Source organism: Bacillus bruguierae (genome assembly GCF_037104725.1).
GTDB classification, from domain to species: domain Bacteria; phylum Bacillota; class Bacilli; order Bacillales; family Bacillaceae_G; genus Bacillus_A; species Bacillus_A bruguierae.
In genome coordinates this window covers 28,232-43,674 of sequence record NZ_JBAWSX010000001.1, presented here as the reverse complement: position 1 = coordinate 43,674, position 15,443 = coordinate 28,232, and the positions used below count along the sequence as shown (strand labels likewise).

Genomic DNA, 15,443 nt, shown 5'->3' with positions numbered 1-15,443 from the left:
CATCCCAGAAGGGACGAGAGGTTATATTCCCGCGGTACCACCCTAAATTAATGTCATAAAGGATGTTCAAAACGTCCGGTAAAGATAGCTATCGCATTTCTTTATCCTTCTTTTTGAACAAGCACTAATATACATTCGCTTAGATCCGTAACGTGGATAAACGGCAATCGCTACTTTGTTTCACAACTGCAACTCAAAGGCGAGTTCATAACGAAACTTGGATTGACTTGCACCGACCGTCAACTCTCTAAACCAGCTTCTATTACTACTACTCCTTCTCACTGTTATTACATATGAGTTATTTAAAGTATATTCTAAAACAAGTTACATGTTCCGTCAAACTAAACTGCAACTTTTTCGTCTCCTGTTTCTTCAACATGTACCCTCTTATCATACATACTCGTTGCGATAATTGCTACTACAAGCATTACCATTATCGCTATAAACAATACTTCCATATTATATAAATCTACAATTGCTCCGCCCACAACCGGTCCAAACATTTTCCCAACAGTCGCTGCGCTATTTACAACACCTTGATAGAAGCCAATCTTATCATTTGGTGCAAGGATATTCGCAATCGTTGGCACAGCTGGCCAAACAAATAATTCACCAATTGTTAATGTCACCATCGCGACAAGGAACATTGTAAATTGCTGCGCTTGACTTAATACGATAAACGACACTGCAAAAATACCAATTCCGATCATAATTTGTTGTTTTAAAGAGCGTTTCATCGCACGAATCATCATACTTATTAATGGCTGGGCACAAACGATCATCGCTCCGTTTATCGTCCATAATAAACTATAGTGGCGAAGACTAATATTCAGTTCCTGCATGTGCGTCGCAATCGCTCCTTGCCACTGTACATACGTAACCCAGCATAAAGCATATGCTACACATACAATAAGAAGCGCCTTGAATCCCGGTGTAAGTGACCAACCATCTTTCGTTTTTTCTTTGACTGCTACACGCTTATCTTTCTTATCTTCCATACCACGGAATCCAATAAATGCGATTAAGAAGAAAATAAAGTATAAAATAAAGTTCGCTAAGAAAATATAATCGAAGCGATAAGAAGCAACTAAACCACCGCACGCCGTCCCAACGGCGATCCCAACGTTTTGTCCCACATACATCGCATTAAATGCTCTCCGGCCGCCTTCTGGCCAAACCGTTCCGACCATCGCATACATCGCCGGAAAGACCATTCCAGAACCAAAACCAATTAACGCAAGCCAAATAATATAAAATGGCCAGCCATGGAAAAATACAAGACCTAAAATTGATAATAATGTAATCACAATTCCAACTAAAATTGACTTATATCCGCCCCATTTATCAAATAAAACACCGCCGAGTAAATTACCGATTACTCCTGTTAACGAGTTAATCATTAATACCATTCCGGCCATAGATAATGACTTTCCTAAATGATCATGTAAATAAATTGTATTAAAAGGCCATAAAAAAGAAGCACCCGTGACATTAATAATCATCCCAGCTACTAATAGCCATACTTTCCTTGGCATAGTCCCCCTCCTATTCTTTTTTTCGTTCCTCTATAACAGTAAAATTGTAGTCGTTTTTAAATAAGAAGGCAACTGATTAATAGTTGATGAAATTCAGATAATGAGATGTAAACCATATAAATACACATTAAAAAACTAACATAAAACCATTTTCTTTTTAGGTGGGCGAGAGCGTCTGGCCATGCGTAGGAGCGGTCAGGGCCTTTTTCTGCCACATGCGATGGTTTGCAAGCAAGTGCAGATCATAATGTATTCCGCATAGCAGCGACTTATATGTAAAAACATAAAAAAATAATTACCGAAGGGTTTTTACATCGAAATACCATTTTATGAAAATCAACTATAAATATGGTATATTATAGAATAAATTAAAGATAATATAATGATATATACATAATTATATTTAGGAGAAAACTTATGAAAAAAGCTCGTTTTTATTTTATTTTTGCTTTCATCTTACTCTCCCTCTCTTGTATTCCGATGTTTCATATACTAAGAGAGTTATGGATTGTTACAAAAATAGAAAACACTTATGAAATACACGAAGCATATGTAGCTAAAGATGGACTTGAAGGTTCATTAGATGTTCAAGAATTAAATGTAAATGGTATCAACCTTAAAATAAAAGAAGAAAAAACAAATAAACTAGCACCACGCACTTTTTTTGACATAGAAGACAACGTTCCTCCTGGTGAAATCGTTAAAATTCATCTTTTTATAAATAATAAAGAGGTTTCTACCCCTGATGAGATATGGCTCTCAAATCGACAAAAAGGTGGAAAGTATTTTTCATGGTTAGATATATTAACCGTAAAAAACAAACGAACTGATGAACAGCAAGTTTATTTTGTGCAGAGATTAACAGATGACAATGCTCCTATGGAAAAAAGAAAATGGAAAATTATTCGTATCAATCAAGATGGTACTTCTTTCGAAGAACGCTTCACTTATAACGAAAGAAGCAATCATAATCTCGGTGCAAAACTTATTAATTTCTCGCATACAGGTTTAATATCAACGGGACATCATTCAGACATAATGCAAGGATTTCCAAGCATGTTCTTTCCTCTACTTTATCCAATATTCACATGTTTATTAGGCGTTATGTTGCTAATCATGGCTATTGTATTACGAAAAAATAAACAAAAAACTCATAATTAAAGCTCCTTCTCTACAATTGAAGGAGCTTTAACTATAATATATAAAGTGAGTCTTCCGTCAGTATTTTTTCATCTCCTTATAAATCACGCGATTTAAATGTACGCATCGCTATAAAAATAGCTGCTAACACATATAAAACAGCATAAACAACCATCATGTTACTCGGTGTTGAAACACTTCCGAACACGCCTTGTGAGGCGATTGATAAAGGATTGTCTGATGAATCAAATAAATAGATTGTCATTTTACGATACATTGTATCGATTGGGAATACAAGGCTTGCAATTATACCCATGTTCACAAGTGCTGCTTTATGTGCCAATGTACCGATTTGTTCAACAAATCCGCCAATAAATCCAGTTCCGTATAAAATAATTAACACAATGCCAGCATTTAATGTCGCCATACGCGTGCTTAGTAATATCGCGATGCTAATTAAAATAACGGGCTGTATCAAGAAAAGCGCTAATGCTTTTATAATCTGCGCGGCTGTGAAATCTAAATGAAACGTACTACCTCCCATTGTTTGATGAATAATCACGATACTTATAAACAGGAAGGCCGCGTACGCAATCAGTAACAAGCATAAGCCGATCCATTTCCCCATTAAAAAGGAAAAGCGCGAGATTGGCCTCGTTAGCCACGTATCAATTTGATGACTTTCAATTTCATTTGCAATGCTGCCAACACTACTTAAAATAGCTAGCAACGCAGTAATAAATGAAGAAAAGTATAACCCCACTCCAAGCAGCTGTGTAGAAAAGAAACTCTTACTCATAAAGTCTTGAGCTGACGAAATACCGCTAGATTCTCCTGGAAGGATTTCACTGACGGCATAATGAATGGCCACTCCATAAAATATTAAAAAAGCAAATGTCATACATAACGTAATGGTAAAAATACGTTTTAACAGAATTTCTTTAAACGATAACTTGGCGATTGTCCACATGCTGCGTCCCCCCTTTCTTATTTACCCAGTACATAAACACATCTTCCAAATGCGGGTGAACCGGATTTAACTGATACACAGGAATTTGTAGTGATACAAATGCTTCTAACAATCTCGGAATGTCATCTTCTTGTTGCAGCGTTATAATCCAGCGCTTACGATTTTGCTGTTCTTCTATCTTCCTTACATTTTTAATAAACGAAGGCAGTTGTGTAAAGAATAATTCGCTCTTTTCACCAAGTGTTACCTCAACTTCCGTTTGAATCATCATCAATGAGCGCCAATCTCCTTGGACAATTAGCTCTCCTTTATTAATAATCGCTACGTGATCACATACATGTTCAATTTCATTTAATAGATGGCTGTTCAAAAATACTGTTTTCCCTTGGTCACGAAGCTCTTCCATTAAATGACGCACTTCTTTTCGCCCGATTGGATCAAGTGCTGATGTTGGCTCATCTAAGAAAATCAATTCAGGATCAGAAAGCAGGGCACAAGCAAGCCCGATACGCTGCTGCATTCCTTTTGAATAACCGCGAATTTTTTCTTTCTCCCTTCCCTTTAGACCTACCTTTTCAATAACCTCATTCATTTTTGCTTTCCGCTCCCGAAAAGGAAGATCGCATAACTTTGCATGCGTTTCAAGTAACTGCCAACCAGTCAGCCAATCAGGATAGCGAAACAGTTCAGGTAAATAGCCAATGCGCCGTTTTGATTCAATCGTCCCAATCGGTTGCCCTAACATTTGTGCTGTTCCAGAATCAGGGTAAATTAACCCAAGCATCGTTCGCACAAACGTACTTTTTCCTGCACCGTTAGGACCTATAAATCCGAATACAGTACCGCGCGGCACATCTAATGAAATGCTTTTGATACCGCCTTTTCCATTATATTGTTTTGTTAAGTTCTTCGTTTGAATAATCCAGTCTTGATTCATGTTTTACCTCCGCCTCATACAGGAACAGAGCCGCCCCTTTTTACGGAGCCGCTCTTGTTCAATCATTATTTTATTTCATTTGCAAGTTTAATAAGATCGTTTGCATTCGTATCTTTCCCCTGCTCTTTATGTTGCTCAATCATATGCAATTTCCCTTCTTTTTCCCACACAAGCACATTTTCATAATCCGTACTATATAAAACCGCCTTCACTCCTTGAACCTTTGTCTCTGATGCTTTTGCATCTTTTGCTACATAAGGAATCGGCAATGTATGTGTCCAATCTTGAATACCTGCAAGCTGTGTTTTTACATTCCCAGGAATAATCGGAAGCTCTAAAACTGTTTTTTGTAATTTCGCAACATCTACACCTTCTGGAACAGAAATTTTTGGTGCATCAATCACATTATAAGAAAAACCACTTGATGTTCGATTGCCCTCAACATCTATTTGTGTACGTACTGATTCTGGAACTGTGATTGAAAACTGCTTGCCATTCAAAGCACTTTCAAACTGCGTATTGCTCTGTAGTTGTTTCAACAACTTATTAGCTTTTTCTGTATCGAGTTCAAATTGCATAATAAATGACGGGTTCGTATCTACACTCGTTACATGGTATCCATTTGGTACTTTTGGAACAGCATATCCAGCTTCTCTCGCTTGCTGTTCCGACTGAAAATGAGCATCTTTTTTACTTCCGTTATCTTTGATTCCTATTTTCCCAATTCCTTTAATGGACTTCTCTCCTTCTTCCATATGAGAGATCCATCCTTCAATTTCATGTAAGTCCGACTCGGTAAGTTGAACTAATTGCACATCCTTTACTCGAAAAATCGATAACAAGTTACTTGCTCCTGCCCGTACTTCTGGAACTGTTAAAGACACACACACAATTGCCGCTGCTGCTGCTCCGGTAATCCAACGTTTAGATGATTTCTTCATATTATGCCATCTTCCCTTCTTTTTGCTTTCTTCACTGTTTATTTCTTCTGTTTTATGAGTTCGGATATTTTGTTCAAAGGTTTTCCAAGCTTGGTCAACATCGATATCAATTTCTTGACTAAAGTTTGCAAATTCATCATTTAATATCACTTGTTCCCATTGATTAAGCTTGCTCACTTCTTCTAACTTCTGTTGACATGCTTTACATTGATCAAGATGCTGAATATATTGCTTTCTTTCATCACGGTTTAACTCTCCATCTAAGTATGACTGAATAAATCCAATATCTTGGCATTTCATTTGTTATCCCTCCTTCATCCCTCTATACATTTTCCGGAATTTTGCTTTCGCTCGTGCTAGCAATGTTCCAACCGAGGATACTTCCATCTGGGTAGCCTCCGCTATTTCTTTGTATTGAAACCCCGAAAACTTCATTAATAAGAGGGTCCGTTCACGCTCATCCATCTCTTTTAATGTACTTTGTACGCGAGTAATTTCTTCATTTTGAATACATTGTTCTTCCGATGATGGACTACTAATTGACTGTTTATAATTTGCTTCTTTTTCGATTCTTGCTTGATGCCTTTTTTCAGATCGCAAATAGTTATATGCTGCATAAATGGATGCCTTTGCAAGCCATGCTGATACACTTTCAATCTGTTTCCATTCTGTATGATATAATTGCAAAAATACTTCCTGTGCTAAATCTTCAGCAATTGCTTGATCTCGCACAATCCTCATAATCTGTCTCACAACGTGAGCATAATATTCTTTAAATACATCTTGAAACTGTATATTGGAAACTGAATCTTGTTCATATATATTTAACAATGAAGCTTTCACCTCCACTCGTTTTTTCCTCCTTATTAGCTACTGTCACTATAAAGAAACCACAAACTAGTTATTTGTGACAAAAAAATAAAAAATATTTTCTTGTATTGAAACTAATTTTTATCCCTTGCCCTCTAAGATATTTTGTTGAGAAGCATAAATCTATATATAAGTTAAAAAACAACATAAAAACCTCCTTTCTTTTTAGGGGGGGACAAGAGCATCTGGCCGCGCATAGAAACGGTCAGGGCCTTTTCCTACCACATGCAATATTTAAAACAAAAGGAGGAAGCAAGTACAGGTCATGTTGTATTCTGCATAGCAGCAACTTATAAAGAAAGGCGGAAGACGCGAAGCCACCGACTGTTCTAGCCGCTGGAGCTGGATCATAAAGAAAGGTGGAGCCGACAGGACTAGGAGGCAGAGCTAGACAAAGATGTCGAAAAATTAATATATATATAAACCTAAATAACGACATAAAAATCCTCTGTTTTAGTGAGGCGAGAGCACCTGGACATACATAGAATTTATCCATAAAATGGTATACAATACATATAATCATTTTTAAAGGAGAAGTAAATGGATACTAAAAAAGCACAAAGAGAAATCAAGAAAACAAAGAGAAAAGTAGGAATTGTATTACTTTCTACGTTGATGATTGGAGCTGGCTTTATATATTGGAAGTTTTTTAGTTTGCAAGGTGTTCCAACAGGAAAATTAATTCGAACAGTTGAATCTCCAAATGGAGATTATAAAATAAAAACTTATGTTCAAGATGGAGGCTCATTAAGTGCAGACGCCGTTAGAGGTGAATTGGTCCATCTTAAAACGAATTCTGCTAAAACGATATACTGGAATTATCCTGATAACGATCCAACCGTTGAATGGATTGATGAAACTACAGTTACAATCGGAAATCAAACTTTACATATTCCGAAACAAGAAACATATGATTGGCGTGACGATAAAAATTATAAAAGAGAATATCCTAAACAATTTTCAAAATGAAAAAGGAGGATTATACAATCAACAACATACCTAAAAAAACGTTAAAAAAGATTGAAAACGATATTACAAATAATGATTTAGGAAAAGCAAGAGATCGACTACATGGCTTAATTTCGACTTATCCTAATGCATTAGACCTTCGTAAGAAACTAGGAGATGTTTATTACAAATTACAACACCCCGCAATGGCTGGTCGATATTGGTACTTAGAAGAGCAGAAAACATCTGAAATGATTGAGGCGTGTTCACTATTTGAGAAATCTATGGGGAACAACGCTAATCAGATAGCTAGAGCCTTAAAATTTAAAGGGGATAACGAAATAATTCAAAAGTTATGTTCTGAACCTATCGCATCTTCTCTGCAAGAAAAAGTAAAAGAAAGCATGATCGAAGAATATGAAGAAACGTGGCAAGATAAGCTCGTTCCTTTTGGATGCATCTCGGCGCTTATATTAATCATTTTGTTTGCTCTACTTGGTATTTATACTGTCTTTGATTGGATATTTTAATAACTTATTCTTAGAACAGGAGGCTACGCATGCAAAATATAAGTGAGCACAATTTCTCAGAGTTACTTGGTCAATCAGTAAAAGAAATAAACCCCGAAGTAAACCTTCCTCTTATCATCGTATTTGAAGATGGGCGCTTAACCGTGGAATGTGCGTGGCGTATAAGAAACCATCGTGAGGTGCAAGTAGGAAAACCAAACTATGAACTTACAAATTCGGATGGATCTAGATTTCGTAAAATCGCAAAAAAACTACTACGAAATCGGAAAGTACAAAAGATACATCATTTTTCACCAATTTCCGATTTAACAATTGAATTTGACGAAAATATCTTTTTAGATATCTTTCATGATAGTAGCTTTTTTGAAGGCTGGCAGTTAAATATAGGGGATGATTTTCATGTTTCTTTACCAGGTGGAAGTTTAGGATAAATAAAAAAGAAAAGAGAAAATAGAATGAATAATACGACGAGGTTAACGCAAGAAATTAACGAATTGAAAGCATCTGTTAATGAATTAAAAAATGAAGTCCGCAGTTTAAAAGAAGTACAGAAAAAGAAGAAATTTGATATTGGGGATAATCTATGGTTTATTGCAATGCTACTCATTGTTTTTGCAATTACATACATCACTCGTTAACAAAAAAGCTAGCAAACAAATCGTTTGCTAGCTTTTATTTATAGTACCGTATCTAATTCGACAATTTTTAAAAATCGGTTATTCCAAATGTTTTCATGATGTTTAATAATTTGCTCTGCATCTAATACTGTACTTGTTATTGTACTATGTGTATTTCTAGCAAGAAGGTTATTTTGGTATCCTAAGCTATAAGCAGCTCGAATTGTAGTATCAAAACAAAATTCAGTTTGAGCTCCCGCAAAAATAATTTGCTCAATTTCTTTCTCTTTTAAGTAGTTTAATAGCTCTGTTTGATAGAATGCATCCCATTTCGTTTTTTGAATAACTTTATCTGAGGAAGCCCTAGCTAATCCTTTATGTAATTGCCAGCCATCTTTCCCTTCAAACATTTCATCTGTTTCCTCTGTATCTGTATGTTGAATGAAGATAACGGGGATATTTTTTTCATGAGCCTTCGTAATTAATTCGTTGATATTTTCAACTACGCGTTCTTTATCATATAAAAAGTTTTGCGGTTCAAGAAAGAAAATCTCTTGCATGTCAATGACAACTAAAGCTTGTTTCATTACTATTCTCCACCCTATTCGTTTCTTTTTTATTATAACACTTATTGTTTCACTATTTTGATAAAATGATAAAAAGCATTCTTATCTTCAAAAGAACTAGAGGAGGAAAGCATGAAAAGAAGAAAAGACGAGAAAGAACTGAAAGCTTATGCTATCGGTACAGATGATTATGAAGTTGTAGTCAGTTACAACAAAGAAATTGCTTTCTACTGGTTACGAGAGCCATTCGGAAAAGAACACGCATCAGATTGGAAGATATGGGAATTTCCATTAGAACAAAAAGTTTATATAAGAGACTTTGGAGAAACAACTGCAAGAGAGTTACTTAAAGAAATAGATAAAACTCCTGCTGTTGTTTTTTCAAAAAAAGCAAAAAATGATTTCTACGAGAATTGGTTATCACATGATGATTTGCCAGAATACGACGAGGATGATGATACAATGTAAAATCTCGCCACAGAGAAACTATGTTTTCTCCGTGGCGGGATTTTAACTGTTACTTTCAACTATTTTACCTCTACTGTATAATTCCCTGTTCCACCGCTATATTTATATACACTCAAATAATATTTTCCTGGCTTCGCATTATAATTTCCGAGCAATTTGTTTCCGTCGCGTTTTGTTGCATAGGCGGCATAATTATTTAAGTCTGATTCAGAATATAATACCCAATTCATTCCAAGGTTTTGTTCATTCGTAACGGTAATCTGTAAATCTTTTGCTGTCTTCACATCAATAACAAACCGATCAACTTGATCTTGATCACTTAGGTTACCTCGTAATAATGTGTTCAGAGATAGTGGATTAGCTGTATTAAATGAATCATTCGGTTCTTTTTCTACGCTATTATCTTCTTCAGTATTCACTCCGCTAAACACAACATCATATTCAAATTGTCCAGCCGCATTGACATGGTAATTCACAAAATAAGCAGTCAATGTTTTATAGCCGCTCCACTCTTTTTCAGAAAGATGCTTTAACATCTCATTCGTTGCTTGATTCATCGCTTTCCAGTCCTCAGTTTCTCCTTTTGACGCACTTCCTGTATATGTTCCTTGTAGTGTAAATGTATTAAAGAATTGTGATTTGTTTTTTGTTACCTTCACATTTGTTAGCTTTGCCTCGTTAGTAATATCTGCTGCAACATCAGAAAGCGCTTTCGGTTTATGCTCTGCTAAATAATCATCTGATACCTGCGGAATTGTATACTTATCCCGATTATCAATCAGCATTTGCATATAAGATTGGTAGTCTTCATTTAATTTATTATCCTTACTTAATGCAGAGCGGTACGCATCATAACCTGGAACATCATTTGCACGAATTAAATCATGCACTTTATCGAACATACCAGAGCGATTATTATACATATAAGATTGCAATGCAAACGAATAGTTATAAAAATCCCACGTTCCGTATTTTGCATACAATGTTTGCTCTGCCGTGTATCGTTTCGCTGGATCATTAGATAATCTGTTAATTATACTTTTTCGCGGTACAACGCTATCTAATCGCGTTGATCCTGCAAAGAACTCCGCGTTTCCTTCTTCAAACCAAGTCAAACGTTCATCTTGATACATGTTTCCCTGTCCCCATAACCCTGGAACTTCATATCTTCCTTGTAAATAGTGTGTAAATTCATGACGGAACAATTCCTCCAAACTAAAAACACTTTGCTGTGGTGTACGTTCATATGTGAAGAACGTTCCGATTCCTTCAATGTAAATACCACCATTATTCGTTTCATAGCCATACAATTGACGGTTAAATTGATATTCGTCGGGACTATTGTAAATAACCATTGTTAACACATCATCAGCATGTCCGCCCTCGAGCGGCTTATCACTACCAACTGTACGATAAAATTGAGCGCGTACTTCTTTTGCCGCCCAGTATAAACGTTTAATTTTATCCTCAGTCACTTTATCTCCCGCTTTCAAGACGATTGCCCCGTCATCAAACGTATAGGTTTTAGGCAAATATTTCTTCTTACCATCTTCTCGAATTTGATCTAAATTTACTGTTTTTCCGTTCGCATCTACTCCGCCGTAATTTGTAACAATTTGTTCTACCGCAACAAAATATTGCTGTCCTAAATATGGATAAATCCACATCGCTTCTGTTGCAACTTGCTGTCCTTTTGCCTGTGTACTATGAAGCTTACCAAATCGGCTAGCATAGTAAATTCCATTATTAATTAACCATCCGTTTTTGTCTGTTACCGTACCAATGAGTGCAAAACGACTTATTTCATTAATAAAGCTATCGATATTCCTATACCACATCGTATCTTTTGGTTCTTTGTCTGTATCATACATATACGACTGAACATCATAATCAATTTCTTTCATCAAATTATATATAGCATTACCTTTTGTCCGATCTTCAATAAACGTGGAAAGATTATCATTATATTGTTTAAAAATTTTAGCAGCATATTGAATGATTTCAACATCACTTGATGCCCCGCCAATTAACATTCCATACGATGAAATAACTTTGTTTTGTTCCGATGTACCAAGTTTAAAATTCGGATTTTTTGCAATCGCTTTCAAAGATGGCAAACATTTATCATGATAGCTGCGTTCACTTAGTTTACTTAATTCTTGATGATAAAAACCTAAATAAAATCCCGAACGTATAACTTCTACTAATGTCTCAATTCCTTTTGAATCGTCCTGCGTATACGCTTGGCCTTGTTCTGCTAGTTTATCAATAAGCGCTTGTATCCGGCTATCATCTTGATAGAACTTCAGACTATCACTATTAAACTGAAATAATTCCGGAATTTGATACCATTGAATCGTAACAAGAAGATCGGCTAATTGTTTGTTGCTTAATTGATTTAATTCAGCCATCGAATATTTTTTTTCTTCAGCCAGCTGTTTAGCATCCTCTTTTGGTGCTGGCGGACGCTGCGATAAATCTGCTAACTTTAACCGTTTTGTAAAAGATGGACTTTCTTGTACGTTCGAAGAGTGCGCTAACTCATCAACGGATTTCTTTAATCCTACCGGCTCCATTTGTAATACATTCTTCGTATTTTTCTCTTTTGCCTCTGCTTGAATTTGCATGCCATTACATGATATAGTAACAAGCCCAACACCAAGCATCAGTTTATAAAATTTCGAGTATTTCGCCATGCTATCTCCTCCTTTTTAAAATAATGAAAATTCTGACTTTTTAAACTAAAGCTTTCTTTCATGTACCTTTACTAGACAACCTCATCCCCATTGATACCTGTAAAATAAGTGCCAATATTTTCAATAAGTATTCCCTTATTGCAGCTACTGCTAAATTTATTTATCCCCCTTCCTTATTTCAGATAAGCAAGAACCATGCCAATATTAAATTTCATAGAAAAAATGAATTTTTATCAGAATAATCTAATGATTTATACACCAATAATTTAGTCATGTATAAATTATTTGACATAAAAATTCCCTTTCAATCAAAAGCATCCTGAAGTTAATTGTTCTGTCGCGAATAAAAATAATATCGAAAAATGTCGAATTAATAAGAATATTGTCTTTTTTTATTGATTCATTTTATTTTTAATGATACACTCATATTATAAAGAAAGAGTAAAACGAAAAAACCCTTCAGCTTTATAATTTTCCGAAAATTAAGTTTTTAACCATTTTACTGTTCACTTCCATGCTTGTGTTTCTCCTACTCTTTCTTTTTAGCGTCCCCCCTTATCAAGCTACCCTTCTTGATAAGGGGGGATTTGTGTATAAAATCCTTGTTCATTAAAAAAAGCACTTTTGAAAATTTCATAAGTGCTTTTTAAAGTTAGCAAATTATCGATTAACAAATTGCATTCCTATATCTGTTGCATCTTCTTTATTTAAGTGATAGATTGTTTTGTTTCCAACACATTGAACATAAGCTTCGGCATAGTATGGTTCAACGCTAAACAATACTACATTAAATGTAATTCTTTTCCCGTCATCTAACACAAAATCAATTTTACAGTGCGAAGATTGTTCAAAAAATCTCTTCTTAAAAAATTCTTTTTGTGTCACCACTTTTTTTGAACTCGTTAACTTTTGAAATACATCTCTCGCATCTTTCCCGCCATCTGTAATCATACCCCCGGCAACCGAATCTGTTTCTAAATATTGCACCTTTGATATCATATCAGGTGTTAGCGCTACTTTATCTTCATGCTCTATTAGAAAGATATAAATAAAGGAACGAATATAAAGTGAAACTTTAATCAGTGGGGGTTTTCTTCATCCCCCACTGATTATTAGTTAAACCAATCGGGCTTTTACGGGCAGTTTATCTCCCACCTAACTTCTTTGCTTTCGCTGAATTTTGAGGTGGGAGTATTACTGCCCGTTAATGCGGGATAAATAATAAGCCGAATACTATTTTTTTCTTGTTCATTTTCTCCCCCCTCGTATAATCGTAGCACAAAAAACTTTATATCAGATTTACTAAGTTAAATCATTCTTGTAGATGTAAAAATACCGAGCATCACCGCTCGGTATTTCCCAAATTCTATTCCTCTTTCGGAAGAACAATTCCTTTATACAATTGAACGGTAATAAAATAATAGATCATATAAATGACTACGAAAATCAAGATTGGAAGCCATACACGGAAGTAAGGATTAATTAAAATGAACGAGAAGATGTTCATACCAACTAATACGTGGACAATCCCTACGATTCCTGGGAATAGGAATACTAAGAATAACTCTTTGTAAATTGATTTCGTTAATAATTCACGGCGAACGCCAATTTTGCGAAGCATTTGGTAACGTGTAATATCGCTTGATGCTCCTGAAAGAATTTTAAACATTAAACAACTTGCCATCATTGCTAGGAACGCAATTCCTAAGAAGAATCCCATAAATACTGTTCCGCTTGCAATGCCGTAAAATCCAGTATAAAATTGGTTCTTACTTTGCAAGGAATTTTCTTTTATATTTTTATATTTAGCTAGCTGCAATTCGTCAATTTTTTTCCATTCTTTTTTATATGTTAAGAAATCATCTACTTTTCCAATTAATGCAACACCCTCTTTGCCTTGCAAACCATCATACATTTTTTGATCTACAATTTTGATTGTTTGATTAGGGGATACATAAGATAGATGAATTGTGCTTAATGCCTGATCCCACTCTTTTGGAATCACATTATCAGATTTTTCTTGACTGGAACTCAAAATCGCACCTACTGGCAGTTCTTCAGAAGCTCGTTTTACTTTACCGATATCTTTCATCCCTTTAAAAACTTTTAAATCTTGTATTAAAGGACGATTTTTCTCTAAATCTTCTTTTAAATAATACACATATTTATCATCTATTTTATAACGATATTCATTTTTCTCTTTAAATGTAATACCATCTAAAATTTTCTTTTCTTCGGCTGTTGGATTATGAATTGCAACATCATAAATTGCCAAACCATCTACAGTAAGCATAACATTATTTTTAAATGCCATACCGCCAGAAATCGCACCTGCTCCAAGCGCAACTAACATCGCTACTGTCGCTAATACTTTTGTTAAGCTATTAATACGGAAATTTAATTGTGCAAATGTAAAGGCATTAAGTCCTTTTTCAGTAACCTTTTTATTACTTTTAAGCTTTTTAATAATAAGCGGAAGGAATGTTCCAAATAACATGTAAGTTCCGGACGTTACAGTAATTAATGCTATAATAATTCCCATTTGCGCCAACTTGTCCATGTAAACCATAGAAGCATAGCCGATTGCTAACAGAATAATTCCAACGAATGCAGCTATAACAGTCTTTATTCCTGTTTTAGAAACACGATCCGTTTTAGAATCTGCATGAACCAGTTGCAGAACCGTAATACGCGATAATTTGATACTATTCATAATTGCTGATAAAACAAATAGTACTAAGAAGAAAATACATGTAACAAGCATAGATGGGACATAAAACGCATGATAGCCACCTGCAGTAAACTCAAGCTGCTGCATAAGTAGTTTACCAATTCCTTGCGCTAGCCCTATACCAACTGCAATACCAACTATAAGAGATGCTGCTCCTAATACAATTGTTTCAATAAACATGAGCATTGTAACCTTATGTTTTTTCGCTCCTAGCATCATGTACATACCAAATTCTTTTTGACGAAGTGATAGTAAGAAAGAATTTGCATATAAAATGTAGAAGAATGTAATGATAGCTAATAGTACCGCACCTGCATGGAAGACGAATTGAATACTACTAATTACAGAATTCGCTTCAATAAACGCTTTATTTAGTGCTAACGTTTGAAACATGTAAAAAATCGAAATTGACATAACAAGACCAACGAGTAAGACAATATAGTCTTTCAGCTTACTTTTCAGTCCTGACATGGAAAGCTTAAATAACATGCCTG

General features: G+C 35.2%; 15 protein-coding genes and 1 other annotated feature. Of the genes, 6 read left to right on the top strand and 9 right to left on the bottom strand.

Going from position 1 to position 15,443, the window contains the following annotated elements; all coding sequences use genetic code 11:
- Positions 1 to 6 precede the first annotated feature (6 nt).
- Positions 7 to 291: a binding site (T-box leader), on the bottom strand.
- Positions 292 to 341: 50 nt separating this feature from the next.
- Positions 342 to 1,535, bottom strand: coding sequence for an MDR family MFS transporter (locus tag WAZ07_RS00225; protein WP_336470851.1), 1,194 nt, complete (start codon positions 1,533 to 1,535; stop codon positions 342 to 344).
- 417 nt (positions 1,536 to 1,952) lie between these two features.
- On the opposite strand from WAZ07_RS00225, the gene WAZ07_RS00220 reads away from it, so the two are divergent.
- Positions 1,953 to 2,696 carry a hypothetical protein gene (locus tag WAZ07_RS00220; protein ID WP_336470850.1) on the top strand — a complete coding sequence of 248 codons (744 nt, stop codon included), beginning with the start codon at positions 1,953 to 1,955 and terminating at the stop codon, positions 2,694 to 2,696.
- Between the two features lie 76 nt (positions 2,697 to 2,772).
- On the opposite strand, the gene WAZ07_RS00215 is transcribed toward WAZ07_RS00220, so the two are convergent.
- From WAZ07_RS00215 to WAZ07_RS00200, 4 genes are all read right to left on the bottom strand, one after another.
- On the bottom strand, positions 2,773 to 3,645 hold the full coding sequence (locus WAZ07_RS00215) for an ABC transporter permease (RefSeq protein ID WP_336470849.1): 873 nt from the start codon (positions 3,643 to 3,645) through the stop codon (positions 2,773 to 2,775).
- Positions 3,617 to 4,582: an ABC transporter ATP-binding protein gene (locus WAZ07_RS00210; protein WP_336470848.1), complete on the bottom strand. Its 966-nt coding sequence runs from the start codon at positions 4,580 to 4,582 to the stop codon at positions 3,617 to 3,619. Before WAZ07_RS00210 ends, WAZ07_RS00215 begins: the two co-directional genes overlap by 29 nt.
- A gap of 65 nt (positions 4,583 to 4,647) precedes the next feature.
- Positions 4,648 to 5,823 carry an anti-sigma factor family protein gene (locus WAZ07_RS00205; RefSeq protein ID WP_336470847.1) on the bottom strand — a complete coding sequence of 392 codons (1,176 nt, stop codon included), beginning with the start codon at positions 5,821 to 5,823 and terminating at the stop codon, positions 4,648 to 4,650.
- Between the two features lie 3 nt (positions 5,824 to 5,826).
- Positions 5,827 to 6,354 carry an RNA polymerase sigma factor SigX gene (locus WAZ07_RS00200; RefSeq protein WP_336471393.1) on the bottom strand — a complete coding sequence of 176 codons (528 nt, stop codon included), beginning with the start codon at positions 6,352 to 6,354 and terminating at the stop codon, positions 5,827 to 5,829.
- Positions 6,355 to 6,933: 579 nt separating this feature from the next.
- Between WAZ07_RS00200 and WAZ07_RS00195 the strand changes: the two genes are divergently transcribed.
- Genes WAZ07_RS00195 through WAZ07_RS00180 form a run of 4 tightly spaced genes read left to right on the top strand, consistent with a single transcriptional unit; the run spans position 6,934 to position 8,509 of the window.
- Positions 6,934 to 7,362, top strand: a complete 429-nt coding sequence (locus WAZ07_RS00195) for a DUF5412 domain-containing protein (protein ID WP_336470846.1) — start codon at positions 6,934 to 6,936, stop codon at positions 7,360 to 7,362.
- A complete protein-coding gene (locus WAZ07_RS00190) occupies positions 7,359 to 7,871 on the top strand; it encodes a DUF6584 family protein (protein ID WP_336470845.1) in 513 nt (170 codons plus the stop codon). The genes WAZ07_RS00195 and WAZ07_RS00190 overlap by 4 nt, the downstream gene beginning before the upstream one ends.
- A gap of 29 nt (positions 7,872 to 7,900) precedes the next feature.
- Positions 7,901 to 8,302 carry a hypothetical protein gene (locus WAZ07_RS00185; protein WP_336470844.1) on the top strand — a complete coding sequence of 134 codons (402 nt, stop codon included), beginning with the start codon at positions 7,901 to 7,903 and terminating at the stop codon, positions 8,300 to 8,302.
- A gap of 24 nt (positions 8,303 to 8,326) precedes the next feature.
- Positions 8,327 to 8,509: a hypothetical protein gene (locus tag WAZ07_RS00180; RefSeq protein WP_336470843.1), complete on the top strand. Its 183-nt coding sequence runs from the start codon at positions 8,327 to 8,329 to the stop codon at positions 8,507 to 8,509.
- Between the two features lie 38 nt (positions 8,510 to 8,547).
- Here the strand turns inward: WAZ07_RS00180 and WAZ07_RS00175 are convergent, their stop codons facing one another.
- Positions 8,548 to 9,075 carry a cysteine hydrolase family protein gene (locus tag WAZ07_RS00175; RefSeq protein ID WP_336470842.1) on the bottom strand — a complete coding sequence of 176 codons (528 nt, stop codon included), beginning with the start codon at positions 9,073 to 9,075 and terminating at the stop codon, positions 8,548 to 8,550.
- 111 nt (positions 9,076 to 9,186) lie between these two features.
- On the opposite strand from WAZ07_RS00175, the gene WAZ07_RS00170 reads away from it, so the two are divergent.
- On the top strand, positions 9,187 to 9,522 hold the full coding sequence (locus tag WAZ07_RS00170; RefSeq protein ID WP_336470841.1) for a hypothetical protein: 336 nt from the start codon (positions 9,187 to 9,189) through the stop codon (positions 9,520 to 9,522).
- A gap of 59 nt (positions 9,523 to 9,581) precedes the next feature.
- Here the strand turns inward: WAZ07_RS00170 and WAZ07_RS00165 are convergent, their stop codons facing one another.
- The 3 genes from WAZ07_RS00165 to WAZ07_RS00155 all read right to left on the bottom strand — a co-directional run bounded on the left by WAZ07_RS00165 (position 9,582) and on the right by WAZ07_RS00155 (position 15,438).
- The gene (locus WAZ07_RS00165; RefSeq protein ID WP_336470840.1) at positions 9,582 to 12,218 is read right to left on the bottom strand and encodes a collagenase ColA; all 2,637 of its coding nucleotides are present in this window, start codon (positions 12,216 to 12,218) and stop codon (positions 9,582 to 9,584) included.
- 660 nt (positions 12,219 to 12,878) lie between these two features.
- Positions 12,879 to 13,205 carry a hypothetical protein gene (locus tag WAZ07_RS00160; protein WP_336470839.1) on the bottom strand — a complete coding sequence of 109 codons (327 nt, stop codon included), beginning with the start codon at positions 13,203 to 13,205 and terminating at the stop codon, positions 12,879 to 12,881.
- A 379-nt stretch (positions 13,206 to 13,584) separates the two neighbouring features.
- Positions 13,585 to 15,438 (bottom strand): ABC transporter permease, encoded by a 1,854-nt coding sequence (locus tag WAZ07_RS00155; RefSeq protein WP_336470838.1) that lies wholly within the window; start codon positions 15,436 to 15,438, stop codon positions 13,585 to 13,587.
- Positions 15,439 to 15,443: the final 5 nt, after the last annotated feature.

Excerpts from the sequence above, each read along its gene's own strand:
- WAZ07_RS00165 (WP_336470840.1), bottom strand. The coding sequence starts at position 12,218 with ATGGCGAAATACTCGAAATTTTATAAACTGATGCTTGGTGTTGGGCTT.
- WAZ07_RS00155 (WP_336470838.1), bottom strand. The coding sequence starts at position 15,438 with ATGTTATTTAAGCTTTCCATGTCAGGACTGAAAAGTAAGCTGAAAGAC.
- WAZ07_RS00170 (WP_336470841.1), top strand. The coding sequence starts at position 9,187 with ATGAAAAGAAGAAAAGACGAGAAAGAACTGAAAGCTTATGCTATCGGT.
- WAZ07_RS00225 (WP_336470851.1), bottom strand. The coding sequence starts at position 1,535 with ATGCCAAGGAAAGTATGGCTATTAGTAGCTGGGATGATTATTAATGTC.
- WAZ07_RS00210 (WP_336470848.1), bottom strand. The coding sequence starts at position 4,582 with ATGAATCAAGACTGGATTATTCAAACGAAGAACTTAACAAAACAATAT.
- WAZ07_RS00220 (WP_336470850.1), top strand. The coding sequence starts at position 1,953 with ATGAAAAAAGCTCGTTTTTATTTTATTTTTGCTTTCATCTTACTCTCC.
- WAZ07_RS00190 (WP_336470845.1), top strand. The coding sequence starts at position 7,359 with ATGAAAAAGGAGGATTATACAATCAACAACATACCTAAAAAAACGTTA.
- WAZ07_RS00205 (WP_336470847.1), bottom strand. The coding sequence starts at position 5,823 with ATGAAATGCCAAGATATTGGATTTATTCAGTCATACTTAGATGGAGAG.
- WAZ07_RS00185 (WP_336470844.1), top strand. The coding sequence starts at position 7,901 with ATGCAAAATATAAGTGAGCACAATTTCTCAGAGTTACTTGGTCAATCA.
- WAZ07_RS00195 (WP_336470846.1), top strand. The coding sequence starts at position 6,934 with ATGGATACTAAAAAAGCACAAAGAGAAATCAAGAAAACAAAGAGAAAA.
- WAZ07_RS00215 (WP_336470849.1), bottom strand. The coding sequence starts at position 3,645 with ATGTGGACAATCGCCAAGTTATCGTTTAAAGAAATTCTGTTAAAACGT.
- WAZ07_RS00175 (WP_336470842.1), bottom strand. The coding sequence starts at position 9,075 with ATGAAACAAGCTTTAGTTGTCATTGACATGCAAGAGATTTTCTTTCTT.
- WAZ07_RS00180 (WP_336470843.1), top strand. The coding sequence starts at position 8,327 with ATGAATAATACGACGAGGTTAACGCAAGAAATTAACGAATTGAAAGCA.